11 protein-coding genes are annotated in these 16,473 nt (G+C 72.1%); 6 read left to right on the top strand and 5 right to left on the bottom strand.

Annotated features, from left to right (window positions below; all coding sequences use genetic code 11):
* Positions 1-9: 9 nt before the first annotated feature.
* From edd to FQY79_RS01070, 5 genes are read right to left on the bottom strand one after another with little or no spacing between them, the layout of a single operon-like run.
* Positions 10-1,926: a phosphogluconate dehydratase gene (gene edd / locus FQY79_RS01090; protein WP_146309962.1), complete on the bottom strand. Its 1,917-nt coding sequence runs from the start codon at positions 1,924-1,926 to the stop codon at positions 10-12.
* Between the two features lie 46 nt (positions 1,927-1,972).
* The gene (pgl, locus tag FQY79_RS01085; RefSeq protein WP_246122961.1) at positions 1,973-2,710 is read right to left on the bottom strand and encodes a 6-phosphogluconolactonase; all 738 of its coding nucleotides are present in this window, start codon (positions 2,708-2,710) and stop codon (positions 1,973-1,975) included.
* A complete protein-coding gene (gene glk / locus FQY79_RS01080) occupies positions 2,707-3,708 on the bottom strand; it encodes a glucokinase (RefSeq protein ID WP_146309960.1) in 1,002 nt (333 codons plus the stop codon). Before glk ends, pgl begins: the two co-directional genes overlap by 4 nt.
* Complete coding sequence (gene zwf / locus FQY79_RS01075; RefSeq protein ID WP_146309958.1) at positions 3,705-5,123, bottom strand: glucose-6-phosphate dehydrogenase; 1,419 nt, start codon at positions 5,121-5,123, stop codon at positions 3,705-3,707. Before zwf ends, glk begins: the two co-directional genes overlap by 4 nt.
* 24 nt (positions 5,124-5,147) lie before the next feature.
* Positions 5,148-6,521 (bottom strand): GH1 family beta-glucosidase, encoded by a 1,374-nt coding sequence (locus FQY79_RS01070; RefSeq protein ID WP_146309956.1) that lies wholly within the window; start codon positions 6,519-6,521, stop codon positions 5,148-5,150.
* Positions 6,522-6,666: 145 nt separating this feature from the next.
* Here FQY79_RS01070 and FQY79_RS01065 point away from each other — a divergent pair, with 145 nt between their 5' ends.
* The 6 genes from FQY79_RS01065 to zipA all read left to right on the top strand — a co-directional run bounded on the left by FQY79_RS01065 (position 6,667) and on the right by zipA (position 16,148).
* Positions 6,667-7,764, top strand: a complete 1,098-nt coding sequence (locus tag FQY79_RS01065) for an ABC transporter ATP-binding protein (RefSeq protein ID WP_146309953.1) — start codon at positions 6,667-6,669, stop codon at positions 7,762-7,764.
* Between the two features lie 46 nt (positions 7,765-7,810).
* Entirely contained in the window at positions 7,811-8,563 is a 753-nt protein-coding gene (otsB, locus tag FQY79_RS01060; RefSeq protein WP_146309951.1) for a trehalose-phosphatase, read from the top strand.
* Positions 8,560-10,356: a glycoside hydrolase family 15 protein gene (locus FQY79_RS01055; protein ID WP_146309949.1), complete on the top strand. Its 1,797-nt coding sequence runs from the start codon at positions 8,560-8,562 to the stop codon at positions 10,354-10,356. Before otsB ends, FQY79_RS01055 begins: the two co-directional genes overlap by 4 nt.
* Positions 10,353-11,726, top strand: coding sequence for an alpha,alpha-trehalose-phosphate synthase (UDP-forming) (otsA, locus tag FQY79_RS01050; protein WP_146309947.1), 1,374 nt, complete (start codon positions 10,353-10,355; stop codon positions 11,724-11,726). The genes FQY79_RS01055 and otsA overlap by 4 nt, the downstream gene beginning before the upstream one ends.
* Before the next feature lie 158 nt (positions 11,727-11,884).
* On the top strand, positions 11,885-15,388 hold the full coding sequence (gene smc / locus FQY79_RS01045) for a chromosome segregation protein SMC (protein ID WP_146309945.1): 3,504 nt from the start codon (positions 11,885-11,887) through the stop codon (positions 15,386-15,388).
* Between the two features lie 28 nt (positions 15,389-15,416).
* Complete coding sequence (gene zipA, locus FQY79_RS01040) at positions 15,417-16,148, top strand: cell division protein ZipA (protein ID WP_146309943.1); 732 nt, start codon at positions 15,417-15,419, stop codon at positions 16,146-16,148.
* Positions 16,149-16,473 lie beyond the last annotated feature (325 nt).

Raw genomic sequence — 16,473 nt, 5'->3', positions numbered from 1 at the left:
GGAGGGGCGTCAGGCGTCGCGGAATTCGTGCGGGGCGAGGGCGGCGGCTTGCGGATCGTCGCCCAGTTCGTACTCCTGGTCGTATTCCCAGGGGCCGCCGTCGCGCGCCGGCGGGCCGCAGGAGATGGACAGCGCGCCCTGGTCGGCGGGCGTCACCATCGCGCGGCTGAAGGCGAACAGGTTGCGGCCGATGTCCCAGGCGCAGTGGGCGGTGCTCGGCGCCGGTTCGCGCGCGGCCCATTCGGCGGGGTCGACCAGCGCCTCCAGGGTGCCGGCTTCGCCGTCGAGGCGCACGATGTCGCCCTCGCGCAGCTTGGCGATCGGTCCGCCGCGCGCGGCTTCGGGCGTGAGGTGGATCGCGGCGGGAATCTTGCCCGACGCGCCCGACAGGCGGCCGTCGGTCACCAGCGCCACGCGCCGGCCCTGGTTCTGCAGCATGCCCAGCAGCGGGGCCAGCGAGTGCAGTTCCGGCATGCCGTTGGCGCGCGGGCCCTGGTAGCGGACCACGGCGACGAAATCCCGCGGCAGCAGTCCCTGCGCGTGCAGGCGGTTGAGCGCACGCGGATCGTCCACTACCACCGCAGGCGCCTCGATCGTGCGGTATTCGGGCTTGACCGCCGACAGCTTGATCAGCGCGCGACCGAGGTTGCCGCGCAGCAGGCGCAGCCCGCCCTGGGCTTCGAACGGGGCCGAGGACGGGCGCACCACCGCGTCGTCGCCGCTGGTGGCCGGCGCCGGCGCGAAACCGAGCGCGCCGCCGGCCAGGGTCGGCTCGCGGGTCCACTCGCGGATGCCGCCGGGCAGGATGGTCTCGATGTCGTCGTGCATCAGGCCCGCGTCGAGCAATTCGCGGAACACGAAGCCGATGCCGCCGGCGGCCTGGAAGCGGTTCACGTCGGCCTCGCCGTTCGGGTACACCCGCGCCAGCAGCGGCACCACCTGCGAGAGCCGGTCCATGTCGTCCCAGGTCAGGACGATGCCGGCCGCGCGCGCCACCGCAATCCAGTGGATGGTGTGGTTGGTCGAACCGCCGGTGGCCATCAGCGCGACGATCGCGTTGACGATCGCACGCTCGTCGACCAGGCGCCCGAGCGGGCGGTAGTCCTCGCCCAGCGCGGTGATCGCCAGCGCGCGCTCGGTGGCGGCGAGGGTGAGCGCCTCGCGCAGGCCGGTGCCGGGGTTCACGAACGATCCCGGCAGCTGTACGCCCATCGCCTCGAGCAGCACCTGGTTGGAGTTGGCGGTGCCGTAGAAGGTGCAGGTGCCGGGCGCGTGGTAGGACGCGGCCTCGGCCTCGAGCAGCTCCTCGCGGGTGGCCTCGCCGGCGGCGTAGCGCTCGCGCACTTCCGCCTTCTTCCTGTTCGGGATGCCCGGCGTCATCGGGCCGGCGGGGATGAACACCGACGGCAGGTGGCCGAAGGCGAGCGCGCCGATCAGCAGCCCGGGCACGATCTTGTCGCAGATGCCCAGGTGCACGGCGCCGTCGAACATGTCGTGCGACAGGCCGATGGCGGTGGCCTGCGCGATCACGTCGCGCGAGAACAGCGACAGTTCCATGCCCGCCCGGCCCTGGGTGACGCCGTCGCACATCGCCGGCACGCCGCCGGCGACCTGGGCGGTGGCGCCGAGCGTGCGCGCGTGCGCGCGGATCAGGGCCGGGTAGGGCTCGTAGGGCTGGTGCGCCGAGAGCATGTCGTTGTAGGCGGTGACGATGCCCAGGTTCGGCGTGGCGTCGCCGCGCAGGCGCGACTTGTCGGTCGGTTCGCAGGCCGCGAAACCATGGGCCAGATTGCCGCAGCTCAGGCGCGACCGGCTCGGCCCGGCCTCGCGCATCGCGTCGATGCCGGCCAGGTAGGCCGCGCGCGACGCGCGGCTGCGGCGGCGGATGCGCTCGGTGACGTCGTGCAGTACGGGATGCAGGCTCATTGGACTTCCGGCGAAGGGGCGTGTCGGTGGCTCCGCGACCGCGCGGTCACGGGCACCAGTGGACGTGCAGCGGCGCGCCCGGGGTCAGGAATGCGATGCGCGCCGGGTACTCCAGCGGATCGTCCCCGTCGAGCACGCGTTCGAGCAGCTTGCGCTTGCTCTCGCCGCGGATCAGCAGCAGGCGGGTATGGGCCGGTGCGAGTCCGGCCGGGGTGAGGCTGATGCGGCGCAGGAACTTGCCGGCGCCGGGGCAGCCGGTGGCGTCGACCGCGACATAGGCGCTGCGCGACTCCAGGGACGCCTCGAGATTCTGCATGCGCGGGAACAGCGAAGCGGTGTGGCCGTCCTCGCCCATGCCCAGCACCACCACCCCGGGCGGCGCCTTGGCGTGCAGGTTGGCGGCGTTCACCGCCTCCTCGATGCTGCGCCCCGGGCGGGTGATGCTTTCGAAGCGCGCCCTGGCGGCGTTGTTGCGCAGCAGCGACTCGCGCACCAGGCGCGAGTTGCTGTCGGGGTCGTCGGGCAGCAGCCAGCGCTCATCGACCAGGGCCACGTCCACCCGATCCCATTCGAGCGGGGCCTTGGACAGGGCCTCGTACACCGGGCGGGGCGTGCTGCCCCCGGACAGGAGCAGGCGCGCGCGGGGCTTGTTCTGCAGGTCGCGCGCCAGCACCGAGGAAATCGCCACCGCCGCGCCCCAGGTCCACTGGGTCATCGACTCGTAGCTGTGCATGTGCACCCGCGCGCGCGGTCGCGGGCCGGTGTTGTGGTCGTGGTCGTTCATGGGGCCACCTGTGCCTCGCGGCGCGCGATCGCGGCCGTGCCCAGCAGCCCGGGGTGCGGATGCAGGATGGCCAGCGAGGGGACGCGCGCCATGGTGGGGGAGAAACGGCCCTTGTGCTCGAAGCGCTGGCGGAAGCCCGAGTGCCGGATCATGTCGAGCATCTTCGGCACCAGGCCGCCGGTGAGGAACACGCCGTCCCAGGCGCCGAGCGTGAGCACCAGGTCGCCCGAGATCGCGCCGAACACGGCGCAGAATACGTCCACCGCGCGCGCGCAGCGCGGGTCGCCGGCCTCGGCGCCGGCGGTGATGTCGGCCGGCTGCATCGGACCCGGGTCCTCGCCGGCGATCTCGCTCAGCGCGCGGTGGATGTTGACCAGGCCCGGCCCGCAGACCAGGCGCTCGTTGGACACGCGCCCGAACTGCGCCGAGAGCCGGTCGAGGATCGCCAGTTCCTCCGGCGTGCCCGGCGGGAAGCTGACGTGCCCGCCCTCGGTTTCGAGCGGGTACTGGCGGCCCTCGCGGATCACCAGCGCGCCCACGCCAAGGCCCGTGCCCGGACCGAGGATGGCGTAGGTGCGGTGGACGGGAGCGTCCTCCGGCGTCCAGGCCGCGCCGCCGATGGGCACCACGTCGGAAGCCTTGAGCAGCGGGATCGCCATCGCCTGGGCGGCGAAATCGTTGACCAGGGTGACGCGCTCGAAGCCCAGCTGGGCCTTCATGCGCGGGCGTGAGATCACCCAGGGGTGGTTGGTGATGCGCGCCTCGTCGCCGTCCACGCGGCCGGCGACGGCGAACACGCCGTGCACGATCCCGGCGTCGTGCTGGCCGGACTCGTGCAGATAGTGGCGCGCGGCGTCGGCCAGCGACGGGAAGTCGGCCACCGCGAAACGCTGGACGCTGTCGACCAGCAGCGGCGCATCGGCGGCCGGGTCGGCCAGCGCGAAGCGCGCGTTGGTGCCGCCGATGTCGGCGAGCAGGACCTGGGGTGTGCCGCTCATCCGCGCCTGCCCGAGGGAGCGCCCACGGTGCGCGGCAGGAACGCCTCCGCGCCGTTCGGGCCCCAGGATCCGGCCGGGTATTCGTGCACCGGGGTGCCCGCCTGCTGCCAGGCGGCGCTGATGCTGTCGATCCAGCGCCAGGCGGCCTCGACCTCGTCGTCGCGCACGAACAGGGTCTGGTCGCCCTTGAGCGCGTCGATCATCAGCCGCTCATAGGCGATCCGGCGCTTGGGCGGCAGCATCGCCATGTCCAGCGACATCGGCATCAGCTCGGTCGCGCCCCATTCGGGCGCGGCCAGGCTGCCCATCAGGCCCAGTTCGATCGTTTCCTCGGGCTGCAGCCGCATGCGCAGCCGGTTGGGCGTGGCGCCGCGGGCGTTGGGGCGGTCGAACAGCCAGTGGGTGACCGGCTTGAAGTTGATCAGCACTTCGGTGGTGCGCGAGGGCAGGCGCTTGCCGGTGGCGAGCCGGAACGGCACGCCCGCCCAGCGCCAGTTGTCGATCCAGGCGCGCAGGCCGACGAAGGTTTCGACAGCGCTGTCAGCCTTAAAGCCCTGCGCGGCGCGGCCCTCGACCACGCCCGGACCGTAGCGGCCGCGGATGCTGTCGCTGGCGGCGTCGGCGGCGGTCATCGGACGCAGCGCGCGCAGCACCTTGCGCTTCTCGTCGCGGATGCTGTCGGCGTCGAGCGCGGCCGGCGGCTCCATCGCCACCAGCGCCAGCAGCTGCAGCATGTGGTTCTGGACCATGTCGCGCAGCGCACCGTAATCGGCGTAATAGCCTTCGCGCCCGTCCACGCCGGCGGTTTCGGCGACCACGATGTCCACCGATTCGATGCAGCGGTTGTCCCACACCGCCTCGAGCAGGGTGTTGCCGAAGCGCAGCGGCAGCAGGTTCTGCACCGGCGCCTTGCCCAGGTAGTGGTCGATGCGGAAGATCCGCGACTCGTCCAGCGCCTCCTTGAGGGTGGCGTTGATCTCGCGCGCCGAGGCCAGGTCGTGGCCGATCGGCTTCTCGAGCACCAGCCGCGAGGGCGGCTCGAGCAGGCCGGCAGCCTTGAGCCCGCGGCAGGCCGGCTCGAACAGGTTCGGCGGGGTGGACAGGTAGCTCACCGCCGGACGGTCGGCATACGGCGCCAGGGCCGCAGCCATGGCCTCGGTGTCGTTGAGGTTGAGCGCGTGGTAGCGGATGCGCGAGAGCAGGTCGTCGAGCGCCCCGGAGTAGCCGTCGCCCTCGTCGATGCGCTCGCGCAGCCAGGCGCGGAAGCCGTCGTCGTCGTGCTGGGTGCGGCCGATCGCCACCACGCGGAAGTTCTCCGGCAGCAGCCGATCGCGCAGCAGGTGCAGCAGCGAGGGGAACAGATAGCGTTGTGCCAGGTCGCCCGTGGCGCCGAACAACAGGATGGAATCGTGCATGGACGCCGTGTGCGGGTCGTGGGGTCAATAGGGAAGGGGGTCGGCCAGTGCGCGGCCGTGGCTCCCAATGATGCCAGAGAACCAGCGGGCGCTGTCCTTCGGGGTCCGCTCGAGCGTCCCGTAGTCGACGTGGATGATACCGAACCGCTTGGAATAGCCCAGCGACCATTCCAGGTTGTCCAGCAGCGACCACGCCATGTAGCCGCGCACGTCCACGCCGGCGGCGATCGCATCGTGGATCGCCCGTAAATGCTTTCGCAAGTAATCAATCCGCAGCGGATCGCGTACGCGGCCGCCCTCGGCCACCGGCGGGTCGAAAAAGGCGGCGCCGTTCTCGGTGACGTAGATGGGCAGGTCGCCATAAGTGTCGCGGAACCAGACCAGGGTATCGGTCAGGCCCTGCGGGAAGACTTCCCAGCCGGTCTCGGTATAGGTGCCCAGCGGCTGGCGTACGGAGCCGGCGCGCAGCGGCCAGCTGTCGTCGGCGCGGGTCACCGCCCGGGTGTAGTAATTGATTCCGATGAAATCGATCGGCTGGCGGATCTGGCGCATGTCCGCGTCGGACACCTGCGGCCAGGCGTCGCCGAAGATCTCCGCCAGCTCGTCGGGGTAGCGGCCGAGCAGGGCGGGATGCAGGTACTGCTCGTTCATGTACGCGTGCGCACGGCGGGTGGCGGCCAGGTCCCCGGACGAATCGCTGGCCGGGTATTTCGGCTCGATGTTCACCACCAGGCCGATGTCGTGCCGGCCCTCGGCACGGTAGGCCTGGACCGCGGCGCCGTGCGCGCGCATCAGGTTGTGCGAGGCGATCGGGGCCTCGTAACGGTTGCGATGCCCGGGCGCGAGCGCGCCGTGGAGGTAGCCCCCGTCGGTGATCACCCACGGTTCATTGAGCGTGACCCACTTCTTCACCCGCCCGTCGAGCTCGCGGAACAGCACGCTGCCGTACTCGGCGAACCAGTCGGCGCAGTCGCGGTTGAGCCAGCCGCCGCGGTCGTCGAGCGCGGCCGGCAGGTCCCAGTGGTAGAGCGTGAGCAGGGGCTCGATGCCGTTGGCCAGCAGTTCGTCCACCAGGCGCGAATAGAAGTCCAGGCCCTTGCGGTTCACCCGGCCGGTGCCCCCGGGCAGGATCCGCGACCACGACACGCTGAAGCGGTAGGCCTGCAGGCCCAGTTCGCGCATCAGCCGCACGTCCTCCTTCCAGCGGTGGTAGTGGTCGCAGGCCACGTCGCCGGTGTCGCCGTTGAGGGTCATGCCGGGGGTGTGGGCGAAGCGGGTCCAGATGCTCGGCCCGGCGCCATCGGCCAGCGGCGAGCCCTCGATCTGGTGGGCGGCGGTGGCCGCGCCCCAGAGGAAGCCTTCGGGGAAGCGGTAGTCCTTGTCCTGGGTGAGATGCATGGCGTGCGGATTCCTGCGCCGCCGTCGCGGCATGGCCTGAAAACGATTACATGCCAGAATAGCGCAATCGCCCGCGGCCGGTGCCCGCGCCGCGCGAAGATGGCGGCGCCGGCGGCGCGCCGCCGGGACCGGGACGGGAGCAGCGATGGCGCGCGTCGAGCTCGACAACCTGCGCAAGGTGTACGACAACGGCCATGTCGCCGTGGAAGGCGCCAGCTTCGAGGTCGGCGACGGCGAACGGGTGGTGCTGGTCGGGCCCTCGGGCTGCGGCAAGACCACGCTGTTGCGGATGATCGCGGGGCTGGAGGCGATCACCTCCGGCACACTTCGCATCGGCGAGCGGGTGGTCAACGAGGTGGCGCCTGCCGACCGCGACATTGCCATGGTGTTCCAGGGCTATGCGCTCTACCCGCACATGACCGTGGCCGGGAACCTGTCGTTCGCCCTGCGCCTGCGCGGGATGGCCGGACCACGGCTGCAGGCGCGGGTGGCGGAGGTCGCGCGGCTGCTGGGCCTGGAAGAGGTGCTGTCGCGGCGGCCGGCGCAGCTGTCGGGCGGGCAACGCCAGCGGGTGGCGCTGGGCCGCGCGCTGGTGCGTGATCCGCAGGTGTTCCTGCTCGATGAGCCGCTGTCGAACCTGGACGCCGGGTTGCGGGCGCAGATGCGGCTGGAGATCGCGCGCCTGCACCAGCGGCTGGGCACCACCATGGTCTACGTCACCCACGACCAGGTCGAGGCGATGACCCTCGGCCAGCGCATCGTGGTGATGAGCGAGGGGCGGGTGCAGCAGATCGACACGCCGATGGTCCTGTACCAGCGCCCGGCCAACCGCTTCGTGGCGACCTTCCTTGGCAGCCCGGCGATGAACCTGCTGCGCGCGCGGATGCTGCGCGCGGACGCTGGCTGGGGGCTGGCGCTGGCCGATGGCGGCCAGCTGCCGCTGCCGGCCCGCACCCCGGTCGATCCAGCCTGGGAAGGGCGCGAGCTGGATTGGGGCGTGCGCCCGGAGCACCTGCTGCCGGCCGGTGCCGGGGGTGGCGATGCCTTCGAGGCGGTGGTGGACGTGGTCGAGCCGGTCGGCAGCGAGATCCACGTGAACCTGCGCCTGGGTGAGGCCCGCCTGGTCGCGCGGCTGCCGCCGGGCGATCCGCCGCTTGCGGGCGAGCGCCTGCGGCTGTCGTTGGCGCCCGGCGCGCTGCACGCCTTCGACCCGGACGACGGCCGGGCGTTGACGCCGGGTTGACGGCGCCTTCATGGCACGACGCTCCGATCCGCGCCATCATGGACGCATGACACACGACGGCACCCCCCCATTGCCGCCGCCACCCCCGTTGTCCGACCAGTGGGCGTTGTTCCTCGACGTCGACGGCACGCTGGCGGCCTTCGCCGACCAGCCCGACGGGGTCAGCGTCGCCTCCCCGGTCGTCGACCGCCTGGACGAACTGTCGAGGATGCTCGATGGCGCCCTGGCGCTGGTGAGCGGCCGCAGGATCGAAACCCTCGACGCGCTCTTCGCGCCCCACCGTTTCGCGGCGGCGGGCCTGCACGGCCTGCAGCGCCGCCGCGCCGGCGAGGAGCCGCCGCCGCCGGCCGCGCCGCCCGCGGCGCTGGAGGCGATCAAGGCCCAGGCCGCCGCGCTGCTGCGCGAGCGCTACCCCGACGCGCTGCTGGAGGACAAGGGCGAGGCCATCGCGCTGCACTGGCGGCTGATGCCCGAGGCCGCGGCCGACCTACAGGCATTCGCGATGCAGGCCCTGACCCGGCTGCCCGACTACCACCTGCAGCCCGGCGACCACGTGGTCGAATTGCGGCCGGCCCGCGGCGACAAGGGCGAGGCGATCGCCGCGTTCCTGGACGAGCTGCCGTTCCTTGGCCGCCGGCCGGTGTTCGTGGGCGACGACCTCACCGACGAACACGGGTTCGAGGTCGTCAACGCGCGCGGCGGGATCAGCGTGCTGGTGGGCGATCGCGCGGGATCGGCGGCCGAGCACCGGCTGCCCGGCATCGACGCGGTCTACGCCTGGCTGGGGGCCGGCGCATGAGCGCGCGCGCCGCGCGGCAGGCCTCGCTCGACCTGGGCGTCATCGGCAATGGCAGCTTCGGCGCCCTGATCGACCGCGAGGCCCGGGTGGTGTGGGGCTGCCTGCCGGCCTTCGACGGCGACCCGGCCTTCTGCGCCCTGCTGTCGCCGCGCCACCACGAGGGCGGGGACCTCGCGATCGAGCTTGAGGACTACTCGCACAGCGAGCAGGAATACGTCACCAACACCGCGATCCTGCGCACCGTGCTGCACGACCGCAACGGCGGCGCGGTCGAGGTGATCGATTTCGCCCCGCGCTGGAAGCAGAACAGCCGCATCTTCCGCCCGGTGTCGATCATCCGACGGATCCGGCCGCTGTCGGGCACGCCGCGGCTGCGCGTGCGGTGCCGGCCGCTGGCCGACTGGGGCGCGCGCGTGCCCGAGTCGACGTGGGGCAGCAACCACATGCGCTGGATCTTGCCCGGGTTCACCCTGCGCCTGACCACCGACGTGCCGATCCGGTTCGTGCGCGACCAGCTGCCGTTCGTGCTGTGGGAGACGGTGCACCTGGTGTTCGGCGCCGACGAAACGCTGGAGCGCTCGGTGTCCGGCTACGTCGAGGAGGCCCTGGGCCGCACCGAACACCACTGGCGCGAGTGGGTGCGCTACCTGTCGATCCCGCTGGAATGGCAGCAGGCGGTGATCCGCAGCGCGATCACCCTCAAGCTGTGCCAGTACGAGGACAGCGGCGCGATCATCGCCGCGATGACCACCTCGATCCCCGAGGCGCCCGATACCCCGCGCAACTGGGACTACCGCTACTGCTGGCTGCGCGACGCCGCGTTCGTGGTGCGCGCGCTCAACCGGCTCGGCGCGACCCGGAGCATGGAGGAGTTCCTCGGCTACATCTTCAACATCGCCACCCACGACGGCTACCTGCAGCCGCTGTATGGCATCGCCTTCGAGGAGCGGCTGGAGGAGCAGGAGGTCGAGTCGCTGGCCGGCTACCGCGGCATGGGGCCGGTGCGGCGCGGCAACCTGGCCTGGGTGCAGAAGCAGCACGACGTGTACGGCAGCCTGGTCCTGGCCTCGACCCAGCTGTTCATCGACCAGCGACTGGTCCATCCCGGCGACGAGGCCACCTTCGCCCGGCTCGAGCCGCTGGGCGAGCGCGCCTTCGAGCTGTACGACCAGCCCGACGCCGGACTGTGGGAGTTCCGTGGGCGCGCCGAGGTCCATACCTACACCGCGGCGATGTGCTGGGCGGCCTGTGACCGGCTGTCGCGGATCGCCGGCATCCTGGGGCTCGGTGAGCGCGCGGCGCACTGGCGCGCGCGCGCCGACACCATCCACGCGACGGTGGTGGAGCGGGCCTGGCGCGAGGAGGCCGGGCACTTCAGCGCATCGTTCGAAAGCGACTACCTCGACGCCTCACTGCTGCTGCTGGCCGACATCGGCTTCCTGCCGCCGGACGACCCACGCTACGTCGCCACCGTCGAGGCGATCGGGCGCGAACTGCGCCGCGGCGACGCGCTGTTCCGCTACGTCGCGCCGGACGACTTCGGCGAGCCCGAGACCAGCTTCACCATCTGCACCTTCTGGTACATCGACGCGCTCGCCGCGATTGGCCGCAAGGAGGAGGCGCGGGCGATGTTCGAGCGCCTGCTCGGGCGCCGCAACCACCTCGGCCTGCTCTCGGAGGACCTCGCGTTCGACGACGGCGAGGCCTGGGGCAACTTTCCGCAGACCTACTCCCACGTAGGATTGATCATCGCCGCGATGCGGCTTTCGCGCAGCTGGCAGGAGGCCTCATGAACCGTCTGGTGGTCGTGTCCAACCGGGTCGCGCTCCCGGGCGAGAGCCGCGCCGGCGGCCTGGCGGTGGGGCTGGAAGCGGCGCTGCGCGCCCACGGCGGGGTCTGGTTCGGCTGGTCGGGCAAGGTGGTGCGTGATGCCAGCGGCCGGTTGCACGAGCAGACCGACGGCGACGTGCGCTACGTGACCATGGACCTCAACCGGCCCGACCACGACGCCTACTACAACGGCTTCGCCAACCGCACCTTGTGGCCCCTGCTGCACTCGCGCCTGGACCTGGTGGACTACGCCCGCGAGACCCGCGCCGGCTACCGCCGGGTCAACCTGCTGTTCGCCGAGAAGCTGGCGCCGCTGCTGCGCGACGACGACCTGCTCTGGATCCACGACTACCACCTGATCCCGCTGGCGGCGATGCTGCGCGAGCGCGGGGTGGGGTGCCGGATCGGCTTCTTCCTGCACGTGCCGATGCCCTCGGCCGACCTGGTCTCGGCGCTGCCCGAGCACGGGCGCCTGTTCAGCACCCTTTACGCCTACGACCTGGTCGGCTTCCAGACCATGCGCGACGCCGACCGCTTCCGCACCTACGCGCGGATCTTCGGCGGCGGCAGCATCGAGCCCGACGGCAGCGTGACCCTGCCCGGCGGCAAGCGGGTGGACGTGGGCAACTTCCCGATCGGGATCGACGCCGGCCGGATCGCGGCCCAGTCCGCGGCCGCGGTCGGCAAGCCGGCGGTGCGGGCGCTGCGCGAGAGCATGAGCGGGCGCCAGCTGGCGATCGGCGTGGACCGGCTGGACTACTCCAAGGGGCTGCCCGAGCGCTTCCGTGCCTTCGGCCGCTATCTGGAGCGCCATCCGGACGAGCGCGGGCGCCTGACCTTCCTCCAGATCGCGCCGGTCTCGCGCGGCGACGTGGCCGAGTACCGGCACCTGCGCGACCAGCTCGAGGGCATCGCCGGGCACATCAACGGCACCCACGCCGAGCCCGACTGGACCCCGCTGCGCTACGTCAACCGCAACTTCGGCCACGCCACCCTGACCGGCTTCTACCGGCTGGCCTCGCTGGCCCTGGTCACCCCGCTGCGCGACGGCATGAACCTGGTGGCCAAGGAGTACGTCGCCGCGCAGAACCCGGAGAACCCCGGGGTGCTGGTGCTGTCGATGCTGGCCGGTGCGGCGGCCGAGCTGGATGCCGCGCTGCTGGTCAACCCCTACGACCTGGACGGCGTGGCCGATGCCATCTCCCGCGCTGCCTCGATGCCGCTGCCCGAGCGCCGCGAACGCTGGGAGTCGATGATGCGGCCGATCACCGAGTTCGACATCCACGCCTGGTGCGCGCGCTTCCTGGAGCGGTTGGCCCGGACGACGGGCTGAGAGGGCGCTGGCGGGCGGGCGGTCGCTATACTCGCGGATTCGAACGGCGTCCGGATCCCCGCGATCCTACGCCATTCAATGGCTTGCAAGTCAATCCTGCTGTTCCTGATCAACATTGGTGCCGCGCCGGCCGGCGCGGCAGGGACCCCCAACGCCGCATGCGCCTGTCCACCATCAAGCTGTCGGGTTTCAAGTCCTTCGTCGACCCCACCACCCTGCACCTGCCGACCAACATGACCGGCGTGGTGGGGCCGAACGGCTGCGGCAAGTCCAACATCATCGACGCGGTGCGCTGGGTGATGGGCGAGAGCTCGGCCAGCCGCCTGCGCGGCGACTCGCTGACCGACGTGATCTTCGCCGGCTCGAGCGCGCGCAAGCCGGTCTCGCAGGCCACGGTCGAGCTGATCTTCGACAACTCCGACCACACCATCTCGGGCGAGTACGCCGCATTCAACGAGATCTCGGTCAAGCGCACCGTGAGCCGCGACGGCCAGAGCAGCTACTACCTCAACGGCGCCCGCTGCCGCCGCCGGGACATCACCGACCTGTTCCTCGGTACCGGCCTGGGCCCGCGCAGCTACTCGATCATCGAGCAGGGCATGATCAGCCAGGTGATCGAGGCCAAGCCCGAGGAGCTGCGGGTCTACCTCGAGGAGGCGGCCGGCATCTCCAAGTACAAGGAGCGGCGCCGCGAGACCGAGAACCGCATCCGCCACACCCGCGAGAATCTCGACCGCCTCAACGACCTGCGCGAGGAAGTCGGCAAGCAGCTCCAGCACCTGGCCCGCCAGGCGCGCCAGGCCGAGCAGTACACCGCGATCCAGGCCGAGCGGAAGATCCGCGACGCGGAGTGGAAGGCGCTCGAGTTCCGCGCCCTCGACGTCCAGCTGCAGGCGCTGCGCGAGGGCCTGTCGCAGGAGGAAACCCGCCTGCAGCAGCTGATCGCCGAGCAGCGCGAGGCCGAGCGCGAGCTCGAGACCGGGCGCGTGCGCCGTGACGAGGCGTCCGCGGCCCTGGCCCGCGCCCAGGCCGGGAGCTACGAGGTCGGCGGCACCTTGGCCCGGATCGAGCAGCAGATCGCCCACCAGCGCGAGCTCGCCGAACGCCTGGTCAAGGCGCGCGAGGAGACCCGGCACGCGCTGGAGGAGATCGGCGCCCACATCAGCGGCGACCAGGCCCGGCTCGAGGAGCTGCAGGCCGCGATCGCCGAGGCCGAGCCGCGCCTGGAGGCGCTGCGCGAGGACGACGGCGTGCGCCAGGAGGCGCTGCGCGAGGCCGAGGAGGCGCTGGCCGACTGGCAGCAGCGCTGGGAAGAACACCAGCGCGAGCAGAACCAGGCCGCGCGCGCGGGCGACGTGGAACGCACCCGCGTCGATTACCTCGACCGCCAGGCGCTCGACGCCGACCGCCGCCGCGAACAGCTCCAGGCCGAGCGCGCGGCGCTCGACCTGGAGGCGCTGTCGCAGGCGTTCGAGGACATCGTCCTGCGCCACGAGGAGCAGAAGCTGGCGTTGGACGGGCTGACCGAGGAGCTGGAGCGTCGCAAGCAGGCCGCGGTGGAGCTGCAGGACCAGCAGCGCGCCAGCCAGGCCGAGCTGTCGGACGTGCGCAAGCAGGCGCAGGAGGCCCGCGGCCGGCTGTCGTCGCTCGAGACCCTGCAGCACGCCGCGCTCGGCCAGGAGCAGGGCGCCGCGGTCGAATGGCTGCGTCAGCGCGGGCTGGATTCGGCCGCGCGCGTGGGCGAGCGGCTGGTGGTCGAGCCGGGCTGGGAGAACGCGGTCGAGAGCGCCCTCGGGCAGCTGATCGAGGGCGTGCTGGTCCAGGCCCCGGAAGCCCTGGTCGACGCCCTGGGCGAACTGGGGGAGGGCCGGCTGGCCCTGGTGGCGGCCGAGGACGGCGACGAGCCGGTCGCGCCGACCTCGCTGGCGGCCAAGGTCCAAGGCGCGCGCGCGATCCGGCGCATGCTGGCGCGGCTGCACGTGGCCGACTCCCTGGCCGAGGCGCGCGCGCTGCAGGCGCGGCTGGGCGAGGGCGAATCGGTGATCACCCGCGCCGGCGAGCGCCTCGGCGCCGGCTGGGTGCGGGTGCTGCGCACCGGCGCGGCCAAGCAGGGCGCGCTGCTGCGCGAGCGCGAGATCAAGGAACTGCGTGCGCGGATCGAGCAGCTGCAGGCGCGCGAGCACGAGCTCGACGCCGCGCTGGCCTCCGGTCGCGAGCGGCTGCTGGCGGCCGAGCAGCAGCGCGAGGACGCGCAGCGCCAGCTCTACATGGCCCATCGCAACGTCTCCGAACTCGCCGGCCAGCTGCAGGGCCAGCAGGGCCGCCTGGACAGCGCCCGCGCCCGGATCGAGAAGATCGAGGCCGAACTGGCCCAGCTGGTCGAAGTCATCGACGACAGCGCACGGCAGGCGCGCCAGGCGCGCACCTCGCTCGAGGACGCGGTTGGCCGGATGGCCGAGCTCGAGTCCCGCCGCGCCGCGCTCGAGGCCGAGCGCCGCAACCTGGTCGAGGCCCGCGACGCCGCCCGCGCGGCCGCCCGCGAATCGCGCGACGCCGCGCACGCCCTGGCGCTGACGCTCGAATCGCAGCGCGCCCAGGTGGTGGCGCTGGCCCAGGCCTTGGAGCGCATGGGCGGGCAGCGCGGCCAGCTCGACGCGCGCCTGGGCGAACTGGCCGCGCAGCTGTCGCAGGGCGATGCCCCGGTGCAGGAACTCGAGCAGCAGCGGCAGGCTGCGCTCGAGCAGCGGGTGCTGGTCGAACGCACCCTGGCCGAGGCGCGCTCGGCGCTGGAGGGCATCGATGCCGAACTGCGCGAGTTCGAGCGCGTGCGCCATGAGCGCGAGCAGCAGGCGCTGTCCCAGCGCGAGGCGATCGCGCAGCGGCGGCTCGACCAGCAGGCGCTCGACATCCGCGCCACCCAGCTGGCCGAGGCGGTCGCGGAGGCCGGTTTCGTGCTCGACGAGGTGCTCGCCGGGCTCCCGGAGGATGCCGACGCCGCGGCCTGGGAAAAGATGGTCGCGGACTTCGACGCGAAGCTGCGCCGGCTCGAGCCGGTCAACCTGGCCGCGATCCAGGAGCACGCCGAGGCCGCGCAGCGCAAGGAATACCTCGACGCCCAGGACGCCGACCTGCGTACCGCGCTCGAGACCCTGGAGGAGGCGATCCGCAAGATCGACCGCGAGACCCGCGGCCGCTTCAAGGACACCTTCGACCGGGTGAACTCGGGCATGCAGGAGCTCTACCCGCGCCTGTTCGGCGGCGGCCACGCCTACCTGGAGCTGACCGGCGAGGACCTGCTCGACACCGGCGTGGCGATCATGGCGCGCCCGCCGGGCAAGCGGGTGAGCAACATCTCGCTGCTGTCGGGCGGCGAGAAGGCGATGACGGCGGTGGCGCTGGTGTTCGCGATTTTCAGGCTCAACCCGGCGCCGTTCTGCCTGCTTGACGAGGTGGATGCGCCGCTCGACGAGGCCAACGTCGGCCGCTTCACCGCGATGGTCTCGGAGATGAGCGAGCAGGTGCAGTTCCTGTTCGTCACCCACAACAAGGCGACGATGGAAGCGGCGCAGCAGCTGTGCGGGGTTACCATGCGCGAGCCGGGCGTGAGCCGCCTGGTATCCGTGGACCTGGCCGAGGCCGCGCGCCTGGCCGGCGCCGCGTGAGCCCCTGCACGACCTTCGGAGGAGCGGCATGACCGAACTGCGCATTGGCATCCTGGTGGCAGGGCTGATCCTGCTGGCGGCGATCTGGTACTTCGGGACCCGGCCGCGGCAGGGCCAGGGACGCCGGGTGTCGCGCGACGGGGAGCCGGGGCGCGCGGAGCCGACGCTGGGCGCGGAGATCGAGCGCGAACTGGCCGACGCGGCGGAAGGCGCCGACGAGGAAGCGGTGCAGACCGAGATGGAGCTGCTCGACGGCACCGTCGGCGCGGCCTCGCCCAACAGCGAACTGGGCAAGCGGGTCAGCGACGAGTTCGACCGGATCGTGACGCTGTACGTGGCGGCCAAGGCCGGACAGGTACTGCGCGGGCCGGACATCGTGGTCGCGGCGGAGAAAGCGGGCCTGACCTATGGCCACATGAACGTGTTCCACCGGCTGGTGGAGAGCCATCCCGAGCGTGGGCCGATCTTCAGCGTGGCCAACATCCGCAAGCCGGGCAGCTTCGACATGGCCGAGATCCAGTCGCTGGAAACTCCGGCGATCGCGTTCTTCCTCACGCTGCCGGCGCCGGTGAGCGCGCTCGATGCCTGGGACGCGATGCTGCCGGCCGCGCAGCGGATGGCCGAGCTGCTCGATGGCGTGGTGCTCGACGAGCAGCGCAACGCACTCGGCCGGCAGCGCATCGCCGGCCTGCGCGACGAGATGCGCGCCTGGGACCGCGAGCACGAGGCGCCGCCGGTCACGCGCAGCCCGCGCTGGTAAGCGCGGACATTTCCCGGGGGCGCCGGGCTTCCGGCCCCCTTCGCCTGGGCCGCACGTGCGCGTGCGGCGTCCGTACCTGTGTCTGCCAGCTGGTTTGCCGAAGCCGCTGGCCGTCTGGTCCGCCGAGAGGGGCGGCCGGGGAGTGCGCGCGGCGCCGGGAGCGGGTACCCCCGGGTGCGAATGTCCCCCGGCGACGGCCTGCGGCCATCGCCTCCTCCTTGATTTCGCACCCGGAGGCACCCGCTCCCGCGTGATCCATCCGGGCGGTTCCGTGCGCGGCGGGAACGTTCGGGAGGCAGCGGGCCAGTCGCTCCCGAGATGACCA

The sequence above is a fragment of the Luteimonas wenzhouensis genome (assembly GCF_007859305.1).
GTDB classification, from domain to species: domain Bacteria; phylum Pseudomonadota; class Gammaproteobacteria; order Xanthomonadales; family Xanthomonadaceae; genus Luteimonas; species Luteimonas wenzhouensis.
The sequence above is the reverse complement of the archived record's forward strand: the minus strand, read 5'-3'. Positions and strand labels throughout refer to the sequence as shown.

Bases quoted from the DNA above. Each gene is read 5' to 3' on its own strand.
- edd (WP_146309962.1), bottom strand. From the start codon at position 1,926: ATGAGCCTGCATCCCGTACTGCACGACGTCACCGAGCGCATCCGCCGC.
- pgl (WP_246122961.1), bottom strand. From the start codon at position 2,710: ATGAACGACCACGACCACAACACCGGCCCGCGACCGCGCGCGCGGGTG.
- glk (WP_146309960.1), bottom strand. From the start codon at position 3,708: ATGAGCGGCACACCCCAGGTCCTGCTCGCCGACATCGGCGGCACCAAC.
- zwf (WP_146309958.1), bottom strand. From the start codon at position 5,123: ATGCACGATTCCATCCTGTTGTTCGGCGCCACGGGCGACCTGGCACAA.
- FQY79_RS01070 (WP_146309956.1), bottom strand. From the start codon at position 6,521: ATGCATCTCACCCAGGACAAGGACTACCGCTTCCCCGAAGGCTTCCTC.
- FQY79_RS01065 (WP_146309953.1), top strand. From the start codon at position 6,667: ATGGCGCGCGTCGAGCTCGACAACCTGCGCAAGGTGTACGACAACGGC.
- otsB (WP_146309951.1), top strand. From the start codon at position 7,811: ATGACACACGACGGCACCCCCCCATTGCCGCCGCCACCCCCGTTGTCC.
- FQY79_RS01055 (WP_146309949.1), top strand. From the start codon at position 8,560: ATGAGCGCGCGCGCCGCGCGGCAGGCCTCGCTCGACCTGGGCGTCATC.
- otsA (WP_146309947.1), top strand. From the start codon at position 10,353: ATGAACCGTCTGGTGGTCGTGTCCAACCGGGTCGCGCTCCCGGGCGAG.
- smc (WP_146309945.1), top strand. From the start codon at position 11,885: ATGCGCCTGTCCACCATCAAGCTGTCGGGTTTCAAGTCCTTCGTCGAC.
- zipA (WP_146309943.1), top strand. From the start codon at position 15,417: ATGACCGAACTGCGCATTGGCATCCTGGTGGCAGGGCTGATCCTGCTG.